At 67.6% G+C, this 17,312-nt stretch carries 19 protein-coding genes; 10 read left to right on the plus strand and 9 right to left on the minus strand.

Annotation, left to right across the window (positions count from 1 at the left end):
- The first annotated feature begins 48 nt into the window (after positions 1-48).
- From fghA to IQ782_RS04430, 4 genes are read left to right on the plus strand one after another with little or no spacing between them, the layout of a single operon-like run.
- On the plus strand, positions 49-879 hold the full coding sequence (fghA, locus tag IQ782_RS04415; RefSeq protein WP_194133405.1) for an S-formylglutathione hydrolase: 831 nt from the start codon (positions 49-51) through the stop codon (positions 877-879).
- A complete protein-coding gene (locus tag IQ782_RS04420) occupies positions 876-1,325 on the plus strand; it encodes a YaiI/YqxD family protein (RefSeq protein ID WP_194133406.1) in 450 nt (149 codons plus the stop codon). Before fghA ends, IQ782_RS04420 begins: the two co-directional genes overlap by 4 nt.
- Before the next feature lie 3 nt (positions 1,326-1,328).
- A complete protein-coding gene (locus IQ782_RS04425) occupies positions 1,329-1,949 on the plus strand; it encodes an HAD family hydrolase (protein WP_194133407.1) in 621 nt (206 codons plus the stop codon).
- Complete coding sequence (locus IQ782_RS04430; RefSeq protein ID WP_194133408.1) at positions 1,946-2,887, plus strand: alpha/beta fold hydrolase; 942 nt, start codon at positions 1,946-1,948, stop codon at positions 2,885-2,887. The genes IQ782_RS04425 and IQ782_RS04430 overlap by 4 nt, the downstream gene beginning before the upstream one ends.
- 30 nt (positions 2,888-2,917) lie before the next feature.
- On the opposite strand, the gene IQ782_RS04435 is transcribed toward IQ782_RS04430, so the two are convergent.
- Complete coding sequence (locus IQ782_RS04435; RefSeq protein ID WP_194133409.1) at positions 2,918-4,156, minus strand: MFS transporter; 1,239 nt, start codon at positions 4,154-4,156, stop codon at positions 2,918-2,920.
- Positions 4,157-4,295: 139 nt separating this feature from the next.
- On the opposite strand from IQ782_RS04435, the gene zapE reads away from it, so the two are divergent.
- Positions 4,296-5,357, plus strand: a complete 1,062-nt coding sequence (gene zapE, locus IQ782_RS04440; RefSeq protein WP_194133410.1) for a cell division protein ZapE — start codon at positions 4,296-4,298, stop codon at positions 5,355-5,357.
- A 387-nt stretch (positions 5,358-5,744) separates the two neighbouring features.
- On the opposite strand, the gene IQ782_RS04445 is transcribed toward zapE, so the two are convergent.
- The 3 genes from IQ782_RS04445 to IQ782_RS04455 all read right to left on the minus strand — a co-directional run bounded on the left by IQ782_RS04445 (position 5,745) and on the right by IQ782_RS04455 (position 9,012).
- Entirely contained in the window at positions 5,745-6,983 is a 1,239-nt protein-coding gene (locus IQ782_RS04445; protein ID WP_194133531.1) for a bifunctional folylpolyglutamate synthase/dihydrofolate synthase, read from the minus strand.
- A 53-nt stretch (positions 6,984-7,036) separates the two neighbouring features.
- On the minus strand, positions 7,037-7,984 hold the full coding sequence (accD, locus tag IQ782_RS04450; protein ID WP_194133411.1) for an acetyl-CoA carboxylase, carboxyltransferase subunit beta: 948 nt from the start codon (positions 7,982-7,984) through the stop codon (positions 7,037-7,039).
- Between the two features lie 140 nt (positions 7,985-8,124).
- On the minus strand, positions 8,125-9,012 hold the full coding sequence (locus IQ782_RS04455) for a CPBP family intramembrane glutamic endopeptidase (protein WP_194133412.1): 888 nt from the start codon (positions 9,010-9,012) through the stop codon (positions 8,125-8,127).
- 203 nt (positions 9,013-9,215) lie between these two features.
- Here IQ782_RS04455 and IQ782_RS04460 point away from each other — a divergent pair, with 203 nt between their 5' ends.
- The 4 genes from IQ782_RS04460 to IQ782_RS04475 all read left to right on the plus strand — a co-directional run bounded on the left by IQ782_RS04460 (position 9,216) and on the right by IQ782_RS04475 (position 12,101).
- The gene (locus tag IQ782_RS04460) at positions 9,216-9,827 is read left to right on the plus strand and encodes a dihydroxy-acid dehydratase (protein ID WP_194133413.1); all 612 of its coding nucleotides are present in this window, start codon (positions 9,216-9,218) and stop codon (positions 9,825-9,827) included.
- 117 nt (positions 9,828-9,944) lie between these two features.
- Complete coding sequence (locus IQ782_RS04465; RefSeq protein WP_194133414.1) at positions 9,945-10,721, plus strand: DUF6478 family protein; 777 nt, start codon at positions 9,945-9,947, stop codon at positions 10,719-10,721.
- Positions 10,722-10,734: 13 nt separating this feature from the next.
- Positions 10,735-11,121 carry a hypothetical protein gene (locus IQ782_RS04470; protein ID WP_194133415.1) on the plus strand — a complete coding sequence of 129 codons (387 nt, stop codon included), beginning with the start codon at positions 10,735-10,737 and terminating at the stop codon, positions 11,119-11,121.
- A 65-nt stretch (positions 11,122-11,186) separates the two neighbouring features.
- Entirely contained in the window at positions 11,187-12,101 is a 915-nt protein-coding gene (locus IQ782_RS04475; protein WP_194133416.1) for a DMT family transporter, read from the plus strand.
- 9 nt (positions 12,102-12,110) lie between these two features.
- Here the strand turns inward: IQ782_RS04475 and IQ782_RS04480 are convergent, their stop codons facing one another.
- From IQ782_RS04480 to IQ782_RS04500, 5 genes are all read right to left on the minus strand, one after another.
- Complete coding sequence (locus tag IQ782_RS04480) at positions 12,111-12,800, minus strand: GntR family transcriptional regulator (RefSeq protein ID WP_194133417.1); 690 nt, start codon at positions 12,798-12,800, stop codon at positions 12,111-12,113.
- Positions 12,801-12,850: 50 nt separating this feature from the next.
- On the minus strand, positions 12,851-13,963 hold the full coding sequence (gene modC, locus IQ782_RS04485; protein WP_194133418.1) for a molybdenum ABC transporter ATP-binding protein: 1,113 nt from the start codon (positions 13,961-13,963) through the stop codon (positions 12,851-12,853).
- Positions 13,960-14,652 (minus strand): molybdate ABC transporter permease subunit, encoded by a 693-nt coding sequence (modB, locus tag IQ782_RS04490; protein ID WP_194133419.1) that lies wholly within the window; start codon positions 14,650-14,652, stop codon positions 13,960-13,962. The genes modC and modB overlap by 4 nt, the downstream gene beginning before the upstream one ends.
- 3 nt (positions 14,653-14,655) lie before the next feature.
- Complete coding sequence (gene modA / locus IQ782_RS04495) at positions 14,656-15,444, minus strand: molybdate ABC transporter substrate-binding protein (protein ID WP_194133420.1); 789 nt, start codon at positions 15,442-15,444, stop codon at positions 14,656-14,658.
- 69 nt (positions 15,445-15,513) lie between these two features.
- Positions 15,514-15,912, minus strand: a complete 399-nt coding sequence (locus IQ782_RS04500) for a winged helix-turn-helix domain-containing protein (RefSeq protein ID WP_240989084.1) — start codon at positions 15,910-15,912, stop codon at positions 15,514-15,516.
- 220 nt (positions 15,913-16,132) lie between these two features.
- Between IQ782_RS04500 and IQ782_RS04505 the strand changes: the two genes are divergently transcribed.
- Positions 16,133-17,263, plus strand: coding sequence for an ABC transporter substrate-binding protein (locus tag IQ782_RS04505; RefSeq protein ID WP_194133421.1), 1,131 nt, complete (start codon positions 16,133-16,135; stop codon positions 17,261-17,263).
- Positions 17,264-17,312 lie beyond the last annotated feature (49 nt).

Below are 17,312 nucleotides of genomic sequence, written 5' to 3' on the forward strand. Positions count from 1 at the left end.
CCCTTGGCGCAACAGGGGCCGAGCCCCGGCGCAAACAGGAGAGCCACCATGGAAACCAAATCCGAGAACCGCTGCTTCGGCGGCGTGCAGGGCGTCTACAGCCATGCCTCCGAAGCCTGCGGCGGCGAGATGACCTTCGGTCTGTTCCTGCCCGAGATGGCCAAGGACATGGAAGTCCCGGTGCTTTGGTACCTCTCGGGGCTGACTTGCACCCATGAGAATGCCATGACCAAGGCCGGGGCGCAGGCCTGGGCCGCCGAGGCAGGCGTGGCGCTGGTCTTCCCCGACACGAGCCCGCGCGGCGAGGGCGTGGCCGACGACGAGGCCTATGACCTCGGCAAGGGCGCGGGCTTCTACGTCAACGCCACCGAGGACCCCTGGGCGCCGCATTTCCGCATGTGGGACTACGTGGCCGAGGAGCTGCCGGCGCTGATCGGGCAGGAGTTCTCGCTCGATATGGAGCGGCAGGCGATCACCGGCCACTCGATGGGCGGCCATGGCGCGCTGACGCTGGCGATGTCGCTGCCGGGTCGCTTCCGTTCGGTCTCGGCCTTCGCGCCGATCGCCAACCCGACGCAGAGCGACTGGGGCCGCAAGCAACTGGGCGCCTACCTTGGCGCGGACGAGAGCAAGTGGGCGGCGCATGATTCCACCCTGCTGATGCGCGAGACGGGATTCGACGGGCCGGTGCTGATCGACCAGGGCGGCAGCGACCAGTTCCTGCACCTGCTGAACCCCGAGGCGCTGGCCGAGGCGATGGCGGCGAAGCGTCAGGCGGGCAGCTTCCGCATCCAGCCGGGCTATGACCACAGCTACTTCTTCGTCTCGAGTTTCATGGAAGAGCATATCGCCTTCCACGCAGAGGCGCTCTACGCGTGACGCTCTACATCGACGCCGACGCCTGCCCGGTGAAGGAGGAGGCGGAGCGCGTGGCGAGCCGCCACCGCCTGCGGATGGTGCTGGTGTCGAACGGCGGGCTGCGCCCCTCGCGCAACCCGCTGGTCGAGGTGGTGACCGTCGCCGCCGGTCCCGACGAGGCGGACATGTGGATCGCCGAGCGGGCCGGCAAGGGCGACGTGGTGGTCACCAGCGACATCCCCCTTGCGGCCCGCTGCATCGAGGGTGGGGCGCGGGTGCTGCGCCCCGACGGCGAGGTCTTCACCCCCGGCAACATCGGCGCGCAACTGGCAATGCGCGACCTGATGCAAGATATCCGCGCTTCGGATCCTTTCTACCAGAGCGGGAAAGGCCGGAGCTTTACAAAGAATGACCGTTCCCGTTTCCTAAATGCGCTAGAGCGCGAGGTCCGCGCTGCAGGGGACTAGGAAATGACCATCGAAGCCGTTGTCTTAGACATCGGGAACGTGCTGATAGAGTGGCAGCCCGAACGATACTATGATCGCCTCATGGGCGAGGAACGCAGGCGAAAAATGTTCGCCGAGATCGACCTTCACGACATGAATGACAGGGTCGATCGCGGCGAGGATTTCCGCAGCACCGTCTACGAGGCGGCCGTACAGAACCCGGACTGGCACGACGAGGTCCGGCACTGGCACGACCATTGGATCGACCTCGCGAGCCCGGAGATCCCGGAGTCCGTCGCGCTCTTGCGGGCGCTTCGGGCGCGTGGCGTGCCGGTCTTCGCGCTGAGCAATTTCGGCATCGGCACCTTCGAGATCGCCGAGGAGGCCTATCCGTTTCTCGGGGAATTCGACCGCCGGTTCATCTCGGGGCACATGGGCGTCACGAAGCCCGATGCCGAGATCTACGCGCGGCTCGAAGCCGAGAGCGGGGTGGCGCCGGAGCGGCTGCTGTTCACCGATGACCGCGAAGAGAACATCGCCGCCGCCGCAGCGCGGGGGTGGCAGGTGCACCTGTTCGAGAGGCCGGAGGCCTGGGAACGCTGCCTGATCTCCCACGGGCTTCTGCCGGAGCGCGACGCGGCATGAGCTACACGCTTGGCGCCATCGCATTGGCGCTGCCGCTGCTCGCGGCGCTTCCGGGGATTGGCGAACTCCGCCGCCGGAAGCTTGACCGAACCTGCCAGACCGAGGCACCGGGGCAGTTTGCCCGGCTCTCGCAGGGCGACACCCACTACAGCCTGACCGGTCCCGAGGGGGGCGACCTGGTGGTCTGCATCCACGGGCTGACCGCCTCTTCGGTGGTGTTCAAGGCGCTGGCGCGGCATCTTGCGGCGCAGGGAAAGCGGGTGCTGACCTACGACCTCTACGGGCGCGGCTATTCCGACCGCCCGCGGGCAATCCAGACCCCGGCCTTCCTGACCCGCCAGCTGCACGAGCTGCTCGGGGCGCTGAAGCTCGAGGCTCCGTTCACCTTGCTTGGCTATTCGCTGGGCGCCACGGTGGCGGTGCAATTCGCGGCCGAGATGCCCGAGCGCGTCACGCGGCTGGTGCTTTTGGCACCGGCGGGCATCGAGTCGGACCTGTCGCCGATCGTCGAGTGGACGGCCGAGCATCGGGGTCTCGGGGATTGGCTGTTCCACATGGTGTTCCCCAAGGCGCACCGGCAGAACGTCATCGAGAGCTCGGACGCGCGCAGCGAAGTGCCCGAGATCGACCGCGTCCACCTGGCGGAACTCGAGCGGCGCGGCTACGTGCGTTCGGTGCTGTCGAGCCTGCGCGGCTGCCTGCTGGAGCCGCAGGAGGCCATTCACCGGCGGATTGCCGGGCTTGGTCTCCCGATGCTGGCGATCTGGGGCGGGCAGGACAGGATGGTGGGGGCGGGCAGCATCGAGCAGCTTGCGGCCTGGAATCCGGCGGTGGAGCAGAGGGTCATCGAAGATGCCTGGCACGGCATCCCGCACACCCATGCCCTTCAGGTCGCGCAGCTTGTCTGCGCGCAGGAGCACGCGCGCGAGTTCGCCTGACGGCTGCTCGCACGCGCTGTCCGGTCGGCCTCAGGCTGGCCGGACGGTGGCCACGCGGGGCGTCTCGCGCACCGGCAGGTGCACGATGGCGCTCAGCGCACCGACACCGACGCCGATCCACCACACCAGCGTGTAGTCGCCGTAGATGTCGTACATCCGACCGCCCAGCCAGACTCCGAGGAAGCCGCCGAGCTGGTGGCTGAAGAACACGATGCCGTAGAGCGTGCCCATGTAGCGCAGCCCGTAGAGATGCGCGACAAGCCCCGAGGTAAGCGGCACCGTCGCCAGCCACAGAGAGCCCATGACCACCGAGAAGACCAGCACGCTGACCGGGGTGATCGGCAGCATGATGAACAGGCCGGCGGCGATGGTCCGGCCAAGGTAGATCAGCGCCAGAAGGTACTTGCGCGGCCAGCGCTTGCCGGCCCAGCCTGCCAGCAACGTGCCGCCGACGTTGGCCACGCCGATGACCGCGATCGACACCGCGCCAAGCGCCGAGGTGGTGGTCACGCCGATGTTGTGCAGCACGCTGCCCGCGGCGATGGGGCTGCAGAGCTCGGTCACGAAGGCCGGGAAGTGGGCGGTGACAAAGGCCAGCTGGTAGCCGCAGGAGAAGAAGCCGAGGAAGATCAACGCGAACGACGGGTCGCGGAAGGCGCGGCCGAGGATCGTGCCCATGCTCTCCTCGAGCTCGGCCTTGCTGGCGGCGGGGGCGCGCATCAGCGGCAGGAACAGCAGCACCGCGAGGATCGCCACGGTGAACACCAGGAAGACCTGCTGCCAGGGCATGATACCGAGCATCCACTCCGCCATCGGCGCACCGAAAATCTGCCCGGCGCTGCCCGCGGCGGTGGCGATGGCGAGGCTCATCGAGCGGTTTTCGTCGGAAGAGGCGCGACCCACGACGGCGAGGATCACGCCAAAGCCGGTGCCCGCGACGCCGAAGCCGACCAGCACCTCGTAGAGCTGGTGCTGCACCGGGCTGACGGCGAAGCTCGAAAGCACGAGGCCCGCGGCGTAGATGATCGCGCCGAGGATGATCGCCTTGCGGTCGCCGATCTTCTCGGCCATCGCGCCGAAGATCGGCTGGCCGATGCCCCAGGCAAGGTTCTGGATCGCAATGGCGAGGCTGAATTCGGCGCGCGGCCAGTTGAACTCCTCGGCGATCGGGATCTGGAACACGCCGAAGCTGGCGCGGATCGCAAAGGAGATCAGGATGATCAGGCAGCCCACCACGAGGACGGGCGTGAAAAGGGGGGTGCGGCTCATTGGGGAGGCTCCTGCTGCGCCGCGGAAGCTTTACGGCATCTGAACGCAGGGTCAATTCGCGTTTCATGATTTGAAACATCACGATGCGTGATGTGCGGGGGGCCTACACAATCTCCGCGCGCCGCGCTATGGCGCGTGCATGACCACGCTGATGGACCTCTACGACGAGAAGGTGGCCGAGGGCCTGCTGCTGCGCGATCCCGCGCAGGAAGAGGCGCTTCCCCATTTCGAGCGCATCCGTTCCGAGCTTGCCAAGCCGGTGAAGAAGGGTTTCTTCCGCAAGGCACCCGAGCCGCCAAGGGGGCTGTACCTCTGGGGCGGGGTGGGGCGCGGCAAGTCCATGCTGATGGACATGTTCGTCGAAAGCCTGCACGTGCCGGTGCGTCGGGTACACTTCCACGCCTTCATGCAGGAGATGCAGTCCGACCTGCACCGGCTGCGCGAGCAGGGCGTCTCGGATCCCGTGGTGCCTATGGCCAAGAAGGTCTCGGACGCGGTGAAGGTGCTGGCCTTCGACGAGATGCAGATCACCGACATCGGCGACGCCATGCTGGTGGGACGGCTGTTCGAGCAGCTCTTTGCGGCGGGCACGGTGGTGGTGACCACCTCGAACCGCGTTCCGGACGATCTTTACAAGGACGGGCTCAATCGCCAGCTCTTCCTGCCCTTCATCAAGCAGATCAAGGAGAAGCTCGAGGTGCGCGAGCTGGTCTCCGAAAAGGATCACCGGCAGGACCGGCTGAAGGGCGCGCAGGTCTATTTCTGCCCGGTGACCGCCGAGACCCGCGCGCAGATCGACCATGTCTGGAAGGAACTGACGCACGGCCACGAGGAAGTTCTGACGTTGCACATCAAGACCCGCAAGGTCGAGCTGCCGCGCTACTGGAACGGCGTCGCGCGGGCGTCGTTCTACGACCTCTGCGGCCAGCCGTTGGGCCCGGCCGACTACCTTGCGCTGGCCGACGCGGTGCGGGTGCTGGTGATCGAGGACATCCCGCGCCTCGGCCGGGGCAACTTCAACGAGGCCAAGCGCTTCGTCACGCTGGTCGATGCGCTCTACGAGGCCAAGGTGAAGCTGATCGCCAGCGCGGTGGACGAGCCAGAGAGCCTTTACGTCGAGGGCGCCGGGGCCTTCGAGTTCGAGCGCACTGCCAGCCGGTTGCGCGAGATGCAGGATGCGGACTGGGGCAAGCCGATCTGAGAGCTGTCGCCGGCTTCGGCGGACGCCACGCAAAAAGGAAGGGTCCCGAGGGACCCTTCAAACTGCTCGTTTTATATAAGTCTTCTGCCTGCGATAGAAATCGTCTTCGGCCCCGAAGGGCCGTGGGCATGGCAGAGAGTTCGGCAGCGGAGGCCACGCAGGAATTGCGCGTGACCGGTCTGTCCCTTTGGTGCCGTCTTGGCTGGCACCGCCCCGTAGCTCTGACTGTCCCCGAGCGCTTCACCGCGCAGATTGTGGTGAAGCGAAACCTTACAACCTAAGCCTAGGTGACATTCGCGTGATCCGTCAAGATATAGTTGGTTAAACGAACCCTAAGAGTCCATTTTTTTCCAACTACCATCCTTGGTGCCGCTACGGCAGCCGCTTTCAGCCGTTTTCGCGCAGCACCGTGCCTGCCAGGTAGAGCGAGCCGCAGATCAATACGCGGGCGCGCGGCTCCTCGGCAGTGATGGCTGCCAGTGCGGCGCGGACGTCGGCGGCGGCATGGGCGCGCAGCCCCGAGGCGCGGGCGATGCGGGCGGTTTCCTCGGCTTCCAGCGTCGCCGGGGCATCGGGGATCGACACCGAGGTCAGGCTGTCGGCCACCGCGGCGAGGGGGCGCAGGTAGCCGCCGATGTCCTTGGTGTTCAGCATGCCGCAGATCAGGTGCGTCGGGCGGCGCGGCATCCGGGCGATGTGCTCGGCCAGGGCCTCTCCCGCCGCCGGGTTGTGGCCGCCGTCGAGCCAGAGCTCGGCCTGCGGTGCCGCCGAGACCAGCGGGCCACGGGTCAGGCGCTGCATGCGCGCGGGCCAGTCGGCCGAGGTCACCGCCGCCTCGCAGGCGGGCTCGTCCATGCCGAGGTGGCGCAGCGCGGCCAGCGCGGCACCGGCATTGTGGAGCTGGTGCTTGCCCGGCAGGTTGGGCAGTGGCAGGTCCAGAAGCCCGGTCTCGTCCTGGTAGACCATGCGGCCGCGCTCTTCCCAGACGTGCCAGTGCTGGCCATGCGCCAGAAGCGGAACGCCGAGTTGGGTCGCGCGGGCCTCGATGACCTCCATCGCTTCGTCGGGTTGCGGGCCGACCACGCAGGGCACGCCGCGCTTGAGGATGCCGGCCTTCTCGCCGGCGATCTCGGCCAGCGTCTCGCCGAGGTACTGCTGGTGATCCAGCGAGATCGGCGTGAGGATGGTCAGCGCGGGTTGCTCGACGACGTTGGTCGCGTCGAGGCGGCCGCCGAGGCCGGTTTCCAGCAGCGTGTAGTCGGCGGGCGTGCGGGCAAAGGCCAGCAGAGCGGCGCAGGTGGTGATTTCGAAATAGGTGATCTGCTCGTGCTGGTTCTTCTCCCAGCATTCGTCGAGCACGGCGCTCAACGCTTCTTCCGAAATCAGTTCTCCGGCCAGCCGGATGCGTTCGTGGAAGCGCACGAGATGCGGCGAGACATAGGCGTGCACGCGCTTGCCGGCAGCTTCGAGCCCGGCGCGGATCATCGCCTGCGTCGAGCCCTTGCCGTTGGTCCCGGCAAGGTGGATCACCGGCGGCAGGGCGCGCTCGGGGTGGTCCAGCGCGTCCAGCAGCCGCCAGACCCGGTCGAGGGTCAGGTCGATGATCTTGGGGTGCAGGGACATCATCCGCTCGAGGATCACGTCCGACCCAGCGGGTCCCGTCACGCTGTCCACGCTGCTCACTTGGCGGTTTTCTTCTTCGCGGGTTGTGCCTCGGCCGCGGCGGCTTCGGCGAGTGCTTCCGCACCGGGCGCGGGCAGGTCACCGGCGATCGCGGGCGGCAGGCCCAGCAGCATGCGCAGGATGGTGGTCAGCTCGCTCCGCAGCTCGCGGCGGTCGGTCACGCGGTCGAGCATCCCGTGCTCGAGCAGGTACTCGGCGCGCTGGAACCCTTCGGGCAGCTTTTCGCGGATGGTCTGTTCGATCACGCGCGGACCGGCGAAGCAGATCAGCGCCCCCGGCTCGGCGATCTGCACGTCGCCCAGCATTGCATAGGAGGCGGTGACGCCGCCGGTGGTCGGATGGGTGAGCACGACGATATAGGGCAGCCCCGCCTCGCGCAGCATCTGCACGGCCACGGTGGTGCGCGGCATTTGCATCAGCGAGAGGATGCCTTCCTGCATCCGCGCGCCACCGGCGGCGGAGAAGAGGATCAGCGGGCGCTTGAGCTTCACCGCTTCCTCGGCGGCGGCAACGATGGCATTGCCGACGTACATGCCCATCGATCCTGCCATGAACGAGAAGTCCTGCGCGCAGGCCACGACCGGGGTGCGGTTGATCTCGCCGGCGGCGACCAGCATGGCCTCGCGCTCGCCGGTGGATTTCTGCGCCGCCTTCATCCGGTCGGGGTATTTCTTCTGATCGCGGAAATGAAGCGGATCGGTGATCGGCTCGGGCACGGCGATCTCGTTGAACACGCCGCCGTCGAAAAGCGCGCTGAAGCGCGCGCGGGGCGTGATGTTCATGTGGTGCCCGCAGGTGGTGCAGACGCCGAGGTTGTCCGTCACTTCGCGGTGGAACAGCATCGTCCCGCAGGACTCGCATTTGGTCCACAGGTTCTCGGGCACCTCGCGGCGCGAGAAGATCGAGTTGATCCGGGGACGGACGTAGTTGGTAATCCAGTTCATGCGGTGCTGCCCTTGTGTTCCGAGCGTTCCGTGCGGCGTTCAGCGTTTTTGTGTTGGCGGTGACTTAAGCAAGAGGCAGGGGAAATGCAATCACGGCCTGCAAGGCGGCAGGACAGCCAGCTTGGAGCGCCGCTGGGATTTCAGCGGCGAAGCACCAGACGCGCGGCCAGCCAGCTGACCAGCAGGGTCACCAGGTCGACCGGCAACATGCGCATCAGGGCCTCGGTGTCCGACGGGCCAAAAGGCCAGCGCATCAACGCCAGTCCCGACATGTCCCCGCGCGGAGACACAAGCGCCATCGCCACGATATTGTTGGTGAAATGCAGGGCGATGGCGGGTCCGAGCGTGCCTGACCGGGCGGTCAGGTCGGCCGCGGCAAGACCGAAGAGAAAGGCCCAGATCGCCACGCTCACCGCGGCACCGCCATAGGTGCCGGGCGCATAGTGACCAAGCGCGAAAAGCGCCGAGGGCACGGTCAGCCAGACCCAGGGCTGCGGCAGGCGCGCCGCAAGCTGGCTTTGCAGGTAGCCGCGGAACAGCAGCTCCTCGCTGCTTGTCTGGATCAGGATTCCCACCAGCGCCAAAGGAAGCAGCGCCAGCCAACGCAGCGCCGGAAGGCCGGGTTCGAGTGGCTCATCGAGTGCCCAGATCATCAGCGCCGCGCCAAGCAGCGCCGTGAGCGCAGAGGCAAGGCCGACGCGCAGGAACTGTCCGAGGGCGAGCGGCAGCGGGCCGATCAGCGTCAGCGGCGCGCGGTCATGCACCACCCGCGCGGCGAGCATCGCCCCGATGCCGAGTGCACCCATCGAGAGCAGCAGCACCAGCATGGCGAGCGGCGTGTCAGCGCGGTGGAGGGCACCGGCAAGCGCCGCGCTGCTGTCGGAGGGGGCCGCCAGCATGACGAGGCCGAACAGCAGCTGCCCCAGCAGGAACGTCACGACGCCCGTCAGCACCAGCCCAAGTGCCAGACGCCAGAGTCCGGTCTTCCGCGCGGGCTCGGTCAGGCTCGAGAAGGCGCGATAGCTCATCGACGCGCGGGCCGGGACCGAAGGCGCATCGATGAGGTGTGGGCGAGGGGAGTGTGCTTATGTGGGCGCATGACTGCGGTCCTTTTCCGACGATGTTCAGATGCTTGGGGCGGGCTGTCAATGCGCGGGATCGTGACAGGCCGTTGCCGGACGCCACCGCTTTCGTTCTTGTGCGGGGCAGGGGGCTTCGCTAACCCGGATCCATGATCGCGATCCCCGGAAAAGGCCGCGCCCTGCGTCGGCGGTGCTGCGCGGCGCTTCTGGCGTTTTCCGCGCTGGCCTCCTGTGACGACATGACGGGCAAGGGGCGGCCGCCGCTGCTGCGGGCGCCGCTTGAAGAAGGCGCGGTGGTTGTCGCCGGCCCCGGCGGCTATTGCATCGACCCGGTGACGCTCGACCGCCGTGCGGGACAGGGCTTCGCGGTGCTAGCCTCATGCCAGATCCTCAGCGGCGGCGAGACCGGGGCCTTCGTCGACCCGATGATGCTGACGGTGACCGTGGGAGCTGCCGGCGCCTCCGGCACCCTGCCGTCTCCCGCGACCATGGCCGCAGAGGCCGGTCAGCAGGCGATCTCGGGCAGCGCGCTGCGCGGCGGGCTATCGCTGGTTCATCTTGCCTCTGGGGGCAACCGCGTGCTGCCGGAGGGCGACCCGCGGTACTGGCGCGGCGCGTTCCGGCTGAACGGCAGGCTGGTGCTCATGGCGCTCTACGCGCCGCGGGACGGGGCCTTGGCCGGGAGCGACGGGGCAGAGATGCTGCGGGCGGTCCATGCCCGCATGGTCGCGCTCAGCCCCGAGGCGGCGGCGCAACGCTGACGGCCCCTCGGCCCGCCGCCCCGTTTATTCGATCTTCGGGATTTGCCATAAGATCCGCAACGCGCCCCGGTCACGGTGAGGATCAGGGCGAAAGGCGGGACAAGGGGCCAGAGACAGATGGCAAGGCAATGGGGCGGCAGGTGGATGCGGCAGGCGCTGCAGGCGGCATCGCTCCGGCGCTGGTCGCGGCTTGCAGGGGCCGCCCCGGACATGCCCCTGGCGGAGCTGCGCAGCCAGCGCAGCGCGGCGCGCCGCCTGCGTCTCCGCCTGGATGACCTTCTGCACGTGGCCGAGGAACGGCTGGCGCTGCCGCTTGTCGGCAACTCGGCCTTTCCGCGTCCCGCCGATGCCGACTGGGCCTGGCGCCCCGAGCTCTGGCGGGGGCCGCTACCGCAGCCCGGCATTGCGTCTGTCCCGTCCAAGGCGCACCTCGGGGCCGAGGCGACGCTCTTCCACGACTGCCCGCGTTCCGAAATCACCCTGCGGCAGATTCGCAACCAGCGCGAATCCGACCTTGCGCCCTACGGGCTGCGCCTCGACGTTTTCCGGTTCAGCGGGTCCTACCTGTCGCTGGCGGTGGACCTGCCGCCCGAGGCCTGCGCCGGGCTGGGTCGGCGTCACCTGATCCGGGTCGATACGATTGTCGAGATGGAAAAGCCGCTGGAAATCTTCGCGCGACTCAACATCCGCCATGGGCCGAACACCGAGCAGATCGTGCGCGAGCTGCCGCTGAACGCCGAGGAGATCAACGCCGAGTTCGACCTCGCCTACACGCGGCTCAACGAGAAGAGGGTAGAGAGCATGTGGCTCGACCTGATCTTCGAGGGGCCTGAGATGAATCAGGTCATCCTGCGGGACATGACCTTCAGCCGCCGCCCGCGTGCGGAATTCTGAGCGGAAAGACGTGATGAGCGACTACATTCTGACCAAGACCCGTTTCCGCGAGGGCGTCTGGCATGGTCTTCTCGCGGGTCCCGCCGGCAGCCAGCCCGAGATCGACGTCACGCTCGACGACGCGCCGGTGCGCGGCGTCACGCTGGCGGCGATGACCGAGCCCGGCCGCTGGGCGCTCGAGGTGCCGGTGCCGCTCGAAGCGGTCGGAGACGGCGTGCGCACCTTCCTGATCCGCGAGGCGGCCAGCGGGGCGGTGCTGGACAGTTTCACGCTGATCGCGGGCGAAGCGCTTGGCGATGACATCCGCGCCGAGATGGCGCTGCTGCGCGCCGAACTCGACTTGCTCAAGCGCGCCTTCCGCCGTCACTGTCTTGAGACGGAGCGCACCGCGGCAGGTTGACCTTGCCTTGGCCAAGCGCCAGTGTGGCTTGGATTTTTCTTTTCGGCGCATCGCCCGGAGTCCCCATGTCCCCTCTGCGCGGCATTGCGCTGAAACTCACCGCCGTGGTGCTCTTTGTCATTATGTCCGCCATCGTGAAGTCCACCTCCGACGAGGTGCCGACCGGCGAGGCGGTGTTCTTCCGCTCGATCTTTGCCATGCCGGTCATCGTCGGCTGGCTGTTGTGGCGCGGCGATTTGCGAACCGGCCTGCGCGTCGCCAGCCCACTGGCGCATGTGCTGCGCGGCATCGTCGGGGTCGGGGCGATGGGCTGTAGCTTCGCGGCCTTGGGGCTCCTGCCGCTGCCCGAGGTGACGGCGCTCGACTATGCCGCGCCGCCGCTGACGGTGATTTTCGCGGCGCTGCTGCTCGGCGAGAAGGTGCGGTTGTTCCGCATCTCGGCGGTGGGCATCGGGCTGCTCGGGGTGCTGGTGATCATGCTGCCGCTGCTCACCGTGTCAGAGGTCAGCCCGGCGGTGCTCTGGGGGATCGGTTTCGTGCTGACCTCGGCCGTGCTGCGGGCGCTGGTGCAGATCCACATCCGCCGCATGGTGCAGACCGAGCAGACCTCGGCCATCGTCTTCTATTTCTCGCTGACCGCGACCGCGCTTTCCCTGCTGACGCTGCCCTTCGGCTGGGTGGTGCCCGACCCGATGACGCTGCTGCTGCTGATCAGCACCGGGCTTGTTGGCGGCGTGGCGCAGATCTGCCTGACTTCGGCCTACAAGGGCGCCGAGGCCGCGCTGCTGGCGCCCTTCGACTATGCTTCGATCCTGTTCGCGATCATCATCGGCTATGTCGTCTTCGCCGAGGTGCCAACTCCGCTGATGCTTGTCGGGTCGGCGATCGTGATTTCCTCTGGAATTGCCATCATCCTGCGCGAGCGGGCGCTTGGCCTGAAGCGGCACAGGGCGCGGCCCGGCATGACGCCGCAAGGCTGACCGCCCGCGTCAGTCGCTGAACTGGTCAGGATGGGTCAGCCGCTGCTCCGGCAGGCGACGGAGCGCGCCGCGCAGGTGGTAGCGGATGGCCGCAGCAGCCCCCTCGGCATCCCGCATGGCGATGCGATCGACGAGCGCGCTGTGCTGGCTGATCATGTCGGAGGGTGTGAAGCTGCCTTCGACCGTGAAGCGCACGCGGTCGTTGTAGAGCTTCCAGCCCTCAAGGTAGGGCCAGATCGTGCCGTGACCGACGCGGTCCGCGAGGGTCCGATGGAAACGGTCGTCGAGCCGAAGCAGGTCGCGCGGGCCGCGCAGTCCGACCAACTTCTGCCGGGTGATCTGTTCGCGAAGTTCGCCGAGAAAGTCACTGTCCGCCGTCTGAGAGACCTGCCGGACAATCTCGACCTCGGCCTGTTCGCGCAGGAACATCACATTGCGCAAGCGGCGTTCCGAGATCGGCAGCACCGTGGCATGATCGGGCGCATTGCGCTCGACCAGACCTTCCGCGGCGAGCAGAAGAAATGCGTCGGACACCGATTTCGGCGACGCGCCGCGGTCTTCGGCAACCCCCTGGAGCAGGATCCGGGTGCCTGTCGGAATCCGGTTGCGACAGATGCTGTCTCGCAAGCTTCTGAAGATCTTGTCCCAGGGACGAGCAAGTGGATCGATACTCTCCGCGGCCGCAACCTGAAACGCCATGACAAGGAACCCAAAAGCTTACGCAGGGGAAATCTATTGAAGCTGGAATATCAAAGCAATCCTTGACCGGTAGGCCCGCCTAGGCCGCCGATGTCCTCTGGCGCGACGGCAACAGTCTTCATGACCGCGTGGCAGGCAACCCCGGGCGCGAGAACCAGCGCCTCGGCCGAACGCCGGGTTATGCGGGCAAGCAGGCGTCCGGCGGGGGTTTCCAGCGAAACCAGCGTCCCTGGTCCATCACCCGACCGGATTTCCTGCACCCGTCCGCTGATGATGTTCAGCGCCGAGAGCCCTTCGGGCCGCTGCCTCGACAGGATCACGTCATGGGCCGCGATGCGGACCCGGACCGGGGTGCCCGGTGCCGCGCCAAGCCGGGGAATGAACAGCGGTGTCCCGCCCGCGTCAAGCTCGGTGAGGCCGTCGTCATGGTGCCGGGTGACCCGGCAGCTCAGGACCGCGCCGGCGGCCCGCGCGCCGAGCGGGGTCACGGCCGGATCTGCCAGAACCTCGGCGGCCGGCCCCTGCCGGGTGACCCGTCCGGCTTCGAGCGCGACCACCGTGGTGGCCAGGCGCGCGACCTCGGCGGCGGAGTGGCTGACGAAGAGGATGGGAATGGAGGCTTCGTCCCGCAGCCGCTCGAAATAGGGCAGGATTTCGGATTTCCGCGCCTCGTCCAGCGCCGCCAGAGGCTCGTCCGCAAGGATCATGCGCGGGGCGGAGAGCAGCGCGCGCCCGATGGCGACGCGCTGCTTCTCGCCGCCGGAAAGCGCGCCGGGGCGGCGCTCGAGCAGCGCGCCGATGCCAAGCATCTCGATCACGCGTTTCTCTTCGGCGGGTCTTGGGCGCTGTGCCGAGAACCACGTGCCATAGCGCAGGTTCTGCCGAACCGAGAGGTGCGGGAACAGCCGACCTTCCTGGAAGATGTAGCCGACGCGCCGCCTGTGCGGCGGCAGCCAGACCCCCCGCGCCGTGTCGAACAGCACGTGATCTTCAGCCGCCACCCGCCCGGCGTTCGGCCGCAGCAACCCGGCGACGGCGTTGACGATGGTGGTCTTTCCCGACCCCGAGCGCCCGAACAGCGCGGTGATCCCCGCCGGGGCCTCGAAGCGGGCATCGAGGTCGAAGCCCGCGAACCGGTGCTGTATCGTCACCGAAAGCGTCATGTGCCCGCCACCCGCCGCTGTGCCCGCCGCGCCAGCCATTCCGACAGCAGCAAGGCCGACATGGCCACGGCAACCGAGACCGCCACCAGCCGCAGCGCGGCGCTTTCGCCACCGGGCACCTGCAGGAAGGCGTAGATTGCCGAGGGCAGGGTCTGGGTCTGGCCGGGGATGTTCGACACGAAGGTGATCGTCGCGCCGAATTCGCCCATCGCCTTGGCAAATCCGAGCACAGACCCGGCGATGATGCCGGGCAGGATCAGCGGCAGGGTGACGGTCAGGAAAACCCAGACCCGCGAGGCGCCAAGGGTGGCGGCGGCTTGCTCCAGCTTGGGGTCCACTGCTTCGAGCGACAGGCGCATGGCGCGCACCAGCAGCGGGAAGGCCATGATCCCGGCGGCCAGCGCGGCACCGGTCCATCGGAAGGCAAAGACCACGCCGATCTCCTGCAGCACCGAGCCCACCGGGCCGCGCGTGCCGAAGGTCAGCAGCAGCAGGTATCCGGTGACCACCGGCGGCAGGATCAGCGGCAGGTGCACCAGCCCGTTCAGCAGCCATTTGCCGGGAAAGCGCCAGCGTGCCAGCGCATAGGCCGCCAGCAGCGCCGGCGGCAGGCCGAAGAGCGTGGCCCAGAGCGAGACCCGCAGCGAGAGCCGCACCGCCTGCCATTCCTCAGGACCAAGCCACTCCATGTGTCAGCTGCCAGTGCCGGCTGGGGCGGCCATCACGAAGCCCTGCGCCTCGAAGACGGCACGCGCCTCGTCGCCGTGCAGGTGGCTCAGGAAGTCCGCCGCGGCAACGCCGTCGCGACCGGAAAGCCGTGCTGCGGGGTAGATGATCGGCGCGTGGCTGTCCTCGGGGAAGGTGCCGATCACCGAGACCGCTTTGTCCGCGGCGGCATCGGTGGCGTAGACGATGCCGAGCGGCGCCTCTCCGGTCGAGACCAGTGCCAGCGCGGCGCGCACGTTGTCTGCCTGGGCGACGCGCGGGGCGACCTGCGGCCAGAGCCCGAGCGACTCCAGCGCCGCCTTGCCGTAGATGCCCGCCGGCACCGCGTCGACCAGCGCCATGGCGAGCCGGCCGTCGCCCAGCAACGCGGGCAGGTCGAGCGCGTCCGAGATCTCGACGGGCTCGGCCTCGGTGCCATGGGCGATCAGTACGATGGAATTGCGCAGAAGGTCACTGCGCGTGCCGGGTTCGAGCAGGCCGTCCGTCTCGAGCTCATCCATCCAGGCCTCGTTGGCCGAGATGAAGATGTCGGCGGGTGCGCCTTGCTGGATCTGCCGCGCCAGTGCCGAGGAGCCCGCGAAGGAGATGGTGATCTCGTCGCCGGTCCGAGCCTCGTAGTCGGCGGCGATATCTTCCAGCGCGGTTTTCAGACTGGCGGCGGCGAATACCACCACCTCCTCGGCCTGTGCCGCAAGGGGGAGGACGATGAGCAGGGCTCCGGCGACGAGCGGGCGCAGGCGGCGGGCAAAGGGCATGGGGGGCAATCCTCGGAAAGTGATATATTCGCGTGAACATATCGCAATCGGATCCCGGCGCGGCAAGCGTTATTTCCCCTCGGGAATATCGGAGGCAGGGTGCTGCGCTGGCCGAAGCAATCCTCGCAGGGTCTCTATGCGGTCGGCCCCGGCAACGGCGATGGTCTCTTCCAGCGCGCGATAATTGGCCAGCACCTCGTCGCCTGTCTCGGTCAGATGCGCGCCGCCGCCTTTGGCACCCCCCCGGCTGCTGTCCACCAGCGGCGCTCGGAAGGCGGAGTTCATCTCTTCCACGAGGCTCCAGGCGCGCTTGTAGCTCATCGCCATGGCGCGGCCCGCGGCGGCGATCGAGCCGGTCTCGCGGATATGCTCCAGCAGGTCGGCCTTGCCCGGTCCGAGCATCGCGTCGGTGCCGAAGAGGATGCGCAGCCGCAGGCGCGTGGCGCTGTCTGGAGGTGTCTCGCTCATGTCCAAGTCATCCCGCATCCGGCGCAGGCTGGCAAGCCGGGGCGCGCCCACTCCGGCCGCTCAAGGGAGGGATGATCGCAATGAGGGCGAAAAGGCCACGCGGCCGCACAGCCGCGCTTTTCCTGCATTGTCTTTCCGTTACGTCTGACCAAGACTGGCCACAATCAACAGCGGGGCCGCCCGGAAGAGGCGGCCGCACAAGGGACACAGGGAGACAAGAATGCTGAAACATCTTCTCGCTTCCGCGGCGTTGCTGGCCTGCGCCACGGCAGCTTCGGCCGAGGTCAAGGTCGGGCTCATCACCACGCTTTCGGGCGGCGGCGCGGGCCTTGGCATCGACACCCGCGACGGCTTCATGCTGGCCGTCGAGGAAGCCGGTCGCGATGATCTCGACGTGGTGGTCGAGGACGACCAGCAGAAGCCCGACGTCGCCGTGCAGATCGCCGACCGGATGATCCAGTCCGACAAGGTGGACCTGCTGACCGGCATCGTCTGGTCGAACCTCGCGATGGCGGTGGTGCCGGCGGCGACGGCGCAGGGGCTGTTCTACCTGTCGACCAACGCCGCCCCGGCGCAGCTGGCGGGCAAGGGCTGCAACCCCAACTACTTCTCGGTGTCGTATCAGAACGACAACCTGCACGAGGCGGCGGGCGCCTATGCCACCGGCGCCGACTTCAAGAAGACCTTCATCCTTGCGCCGAACTACCCGGCCGGGAAGGATTCGCTCAACGGCTTCAAGCGCTTCTTCAAGGGCGAGCTGGCCGGCGAGGTCTACACCAAGCTTGGCCAGACCGATTACGCCGCCGAGATCGCGCAGATCCGCGCCTCGGGTGCCGACAGCGTGTTCTTCTTCCTGCCCGGCGGCATGGGGATTTCCTTCCTCAAGCAATATGCCGACAGCGGCGTCGAGCTGCCGCTGGTGGGTCCGGCCTTCTCCTTCGACCAGAATATCCTGCAAGCAGTGGGCGACGCGGCGCTTGGGGTGAAGAACACCTCGTCGTGGAACAAGGACCTCGAGAACGAGAGCAATGCGCACTTCGTCGAGGCATACCTCGCCAAGTACGACCGTCTGCCCTCGCTCTATTCGGCGCAGGGCTACGACACCGCGCTGCTGCTGCTCTCGGCTCTGGAAAAAGCCGACATCGCCGACAAGGACGCCTTCCGCGCGGCGCTGGAAGAGGCCGACTTCAGCTCGGTGCGTGGTGAGTTCAAGTTCTCGCCGAGCCACCACCCGATTCAGGACATCTACGTCCGCGAGGTGGTGAAGGAGGGTGACATCCTCACCAACAAGATCGTCGGCACGGCGATCGAGGACCGCGGACACGCCTACGAAGACGAGTGCAAGATGTGACGCAGCCGGGCGCGGCCCTTCGGCGAAAGCCGGGCAGGGCCGCGTCCGA

It is taken from the genome of Salipiger mangrovisoli (genome assembly GCF_015223355.1).
GTDB lineage: Bacteria > Pseudomonadota > Alphaproteobacteria > Rhodobacterales > Rhodobacteraceae > Salipiger > Salipiger mangrovisoli.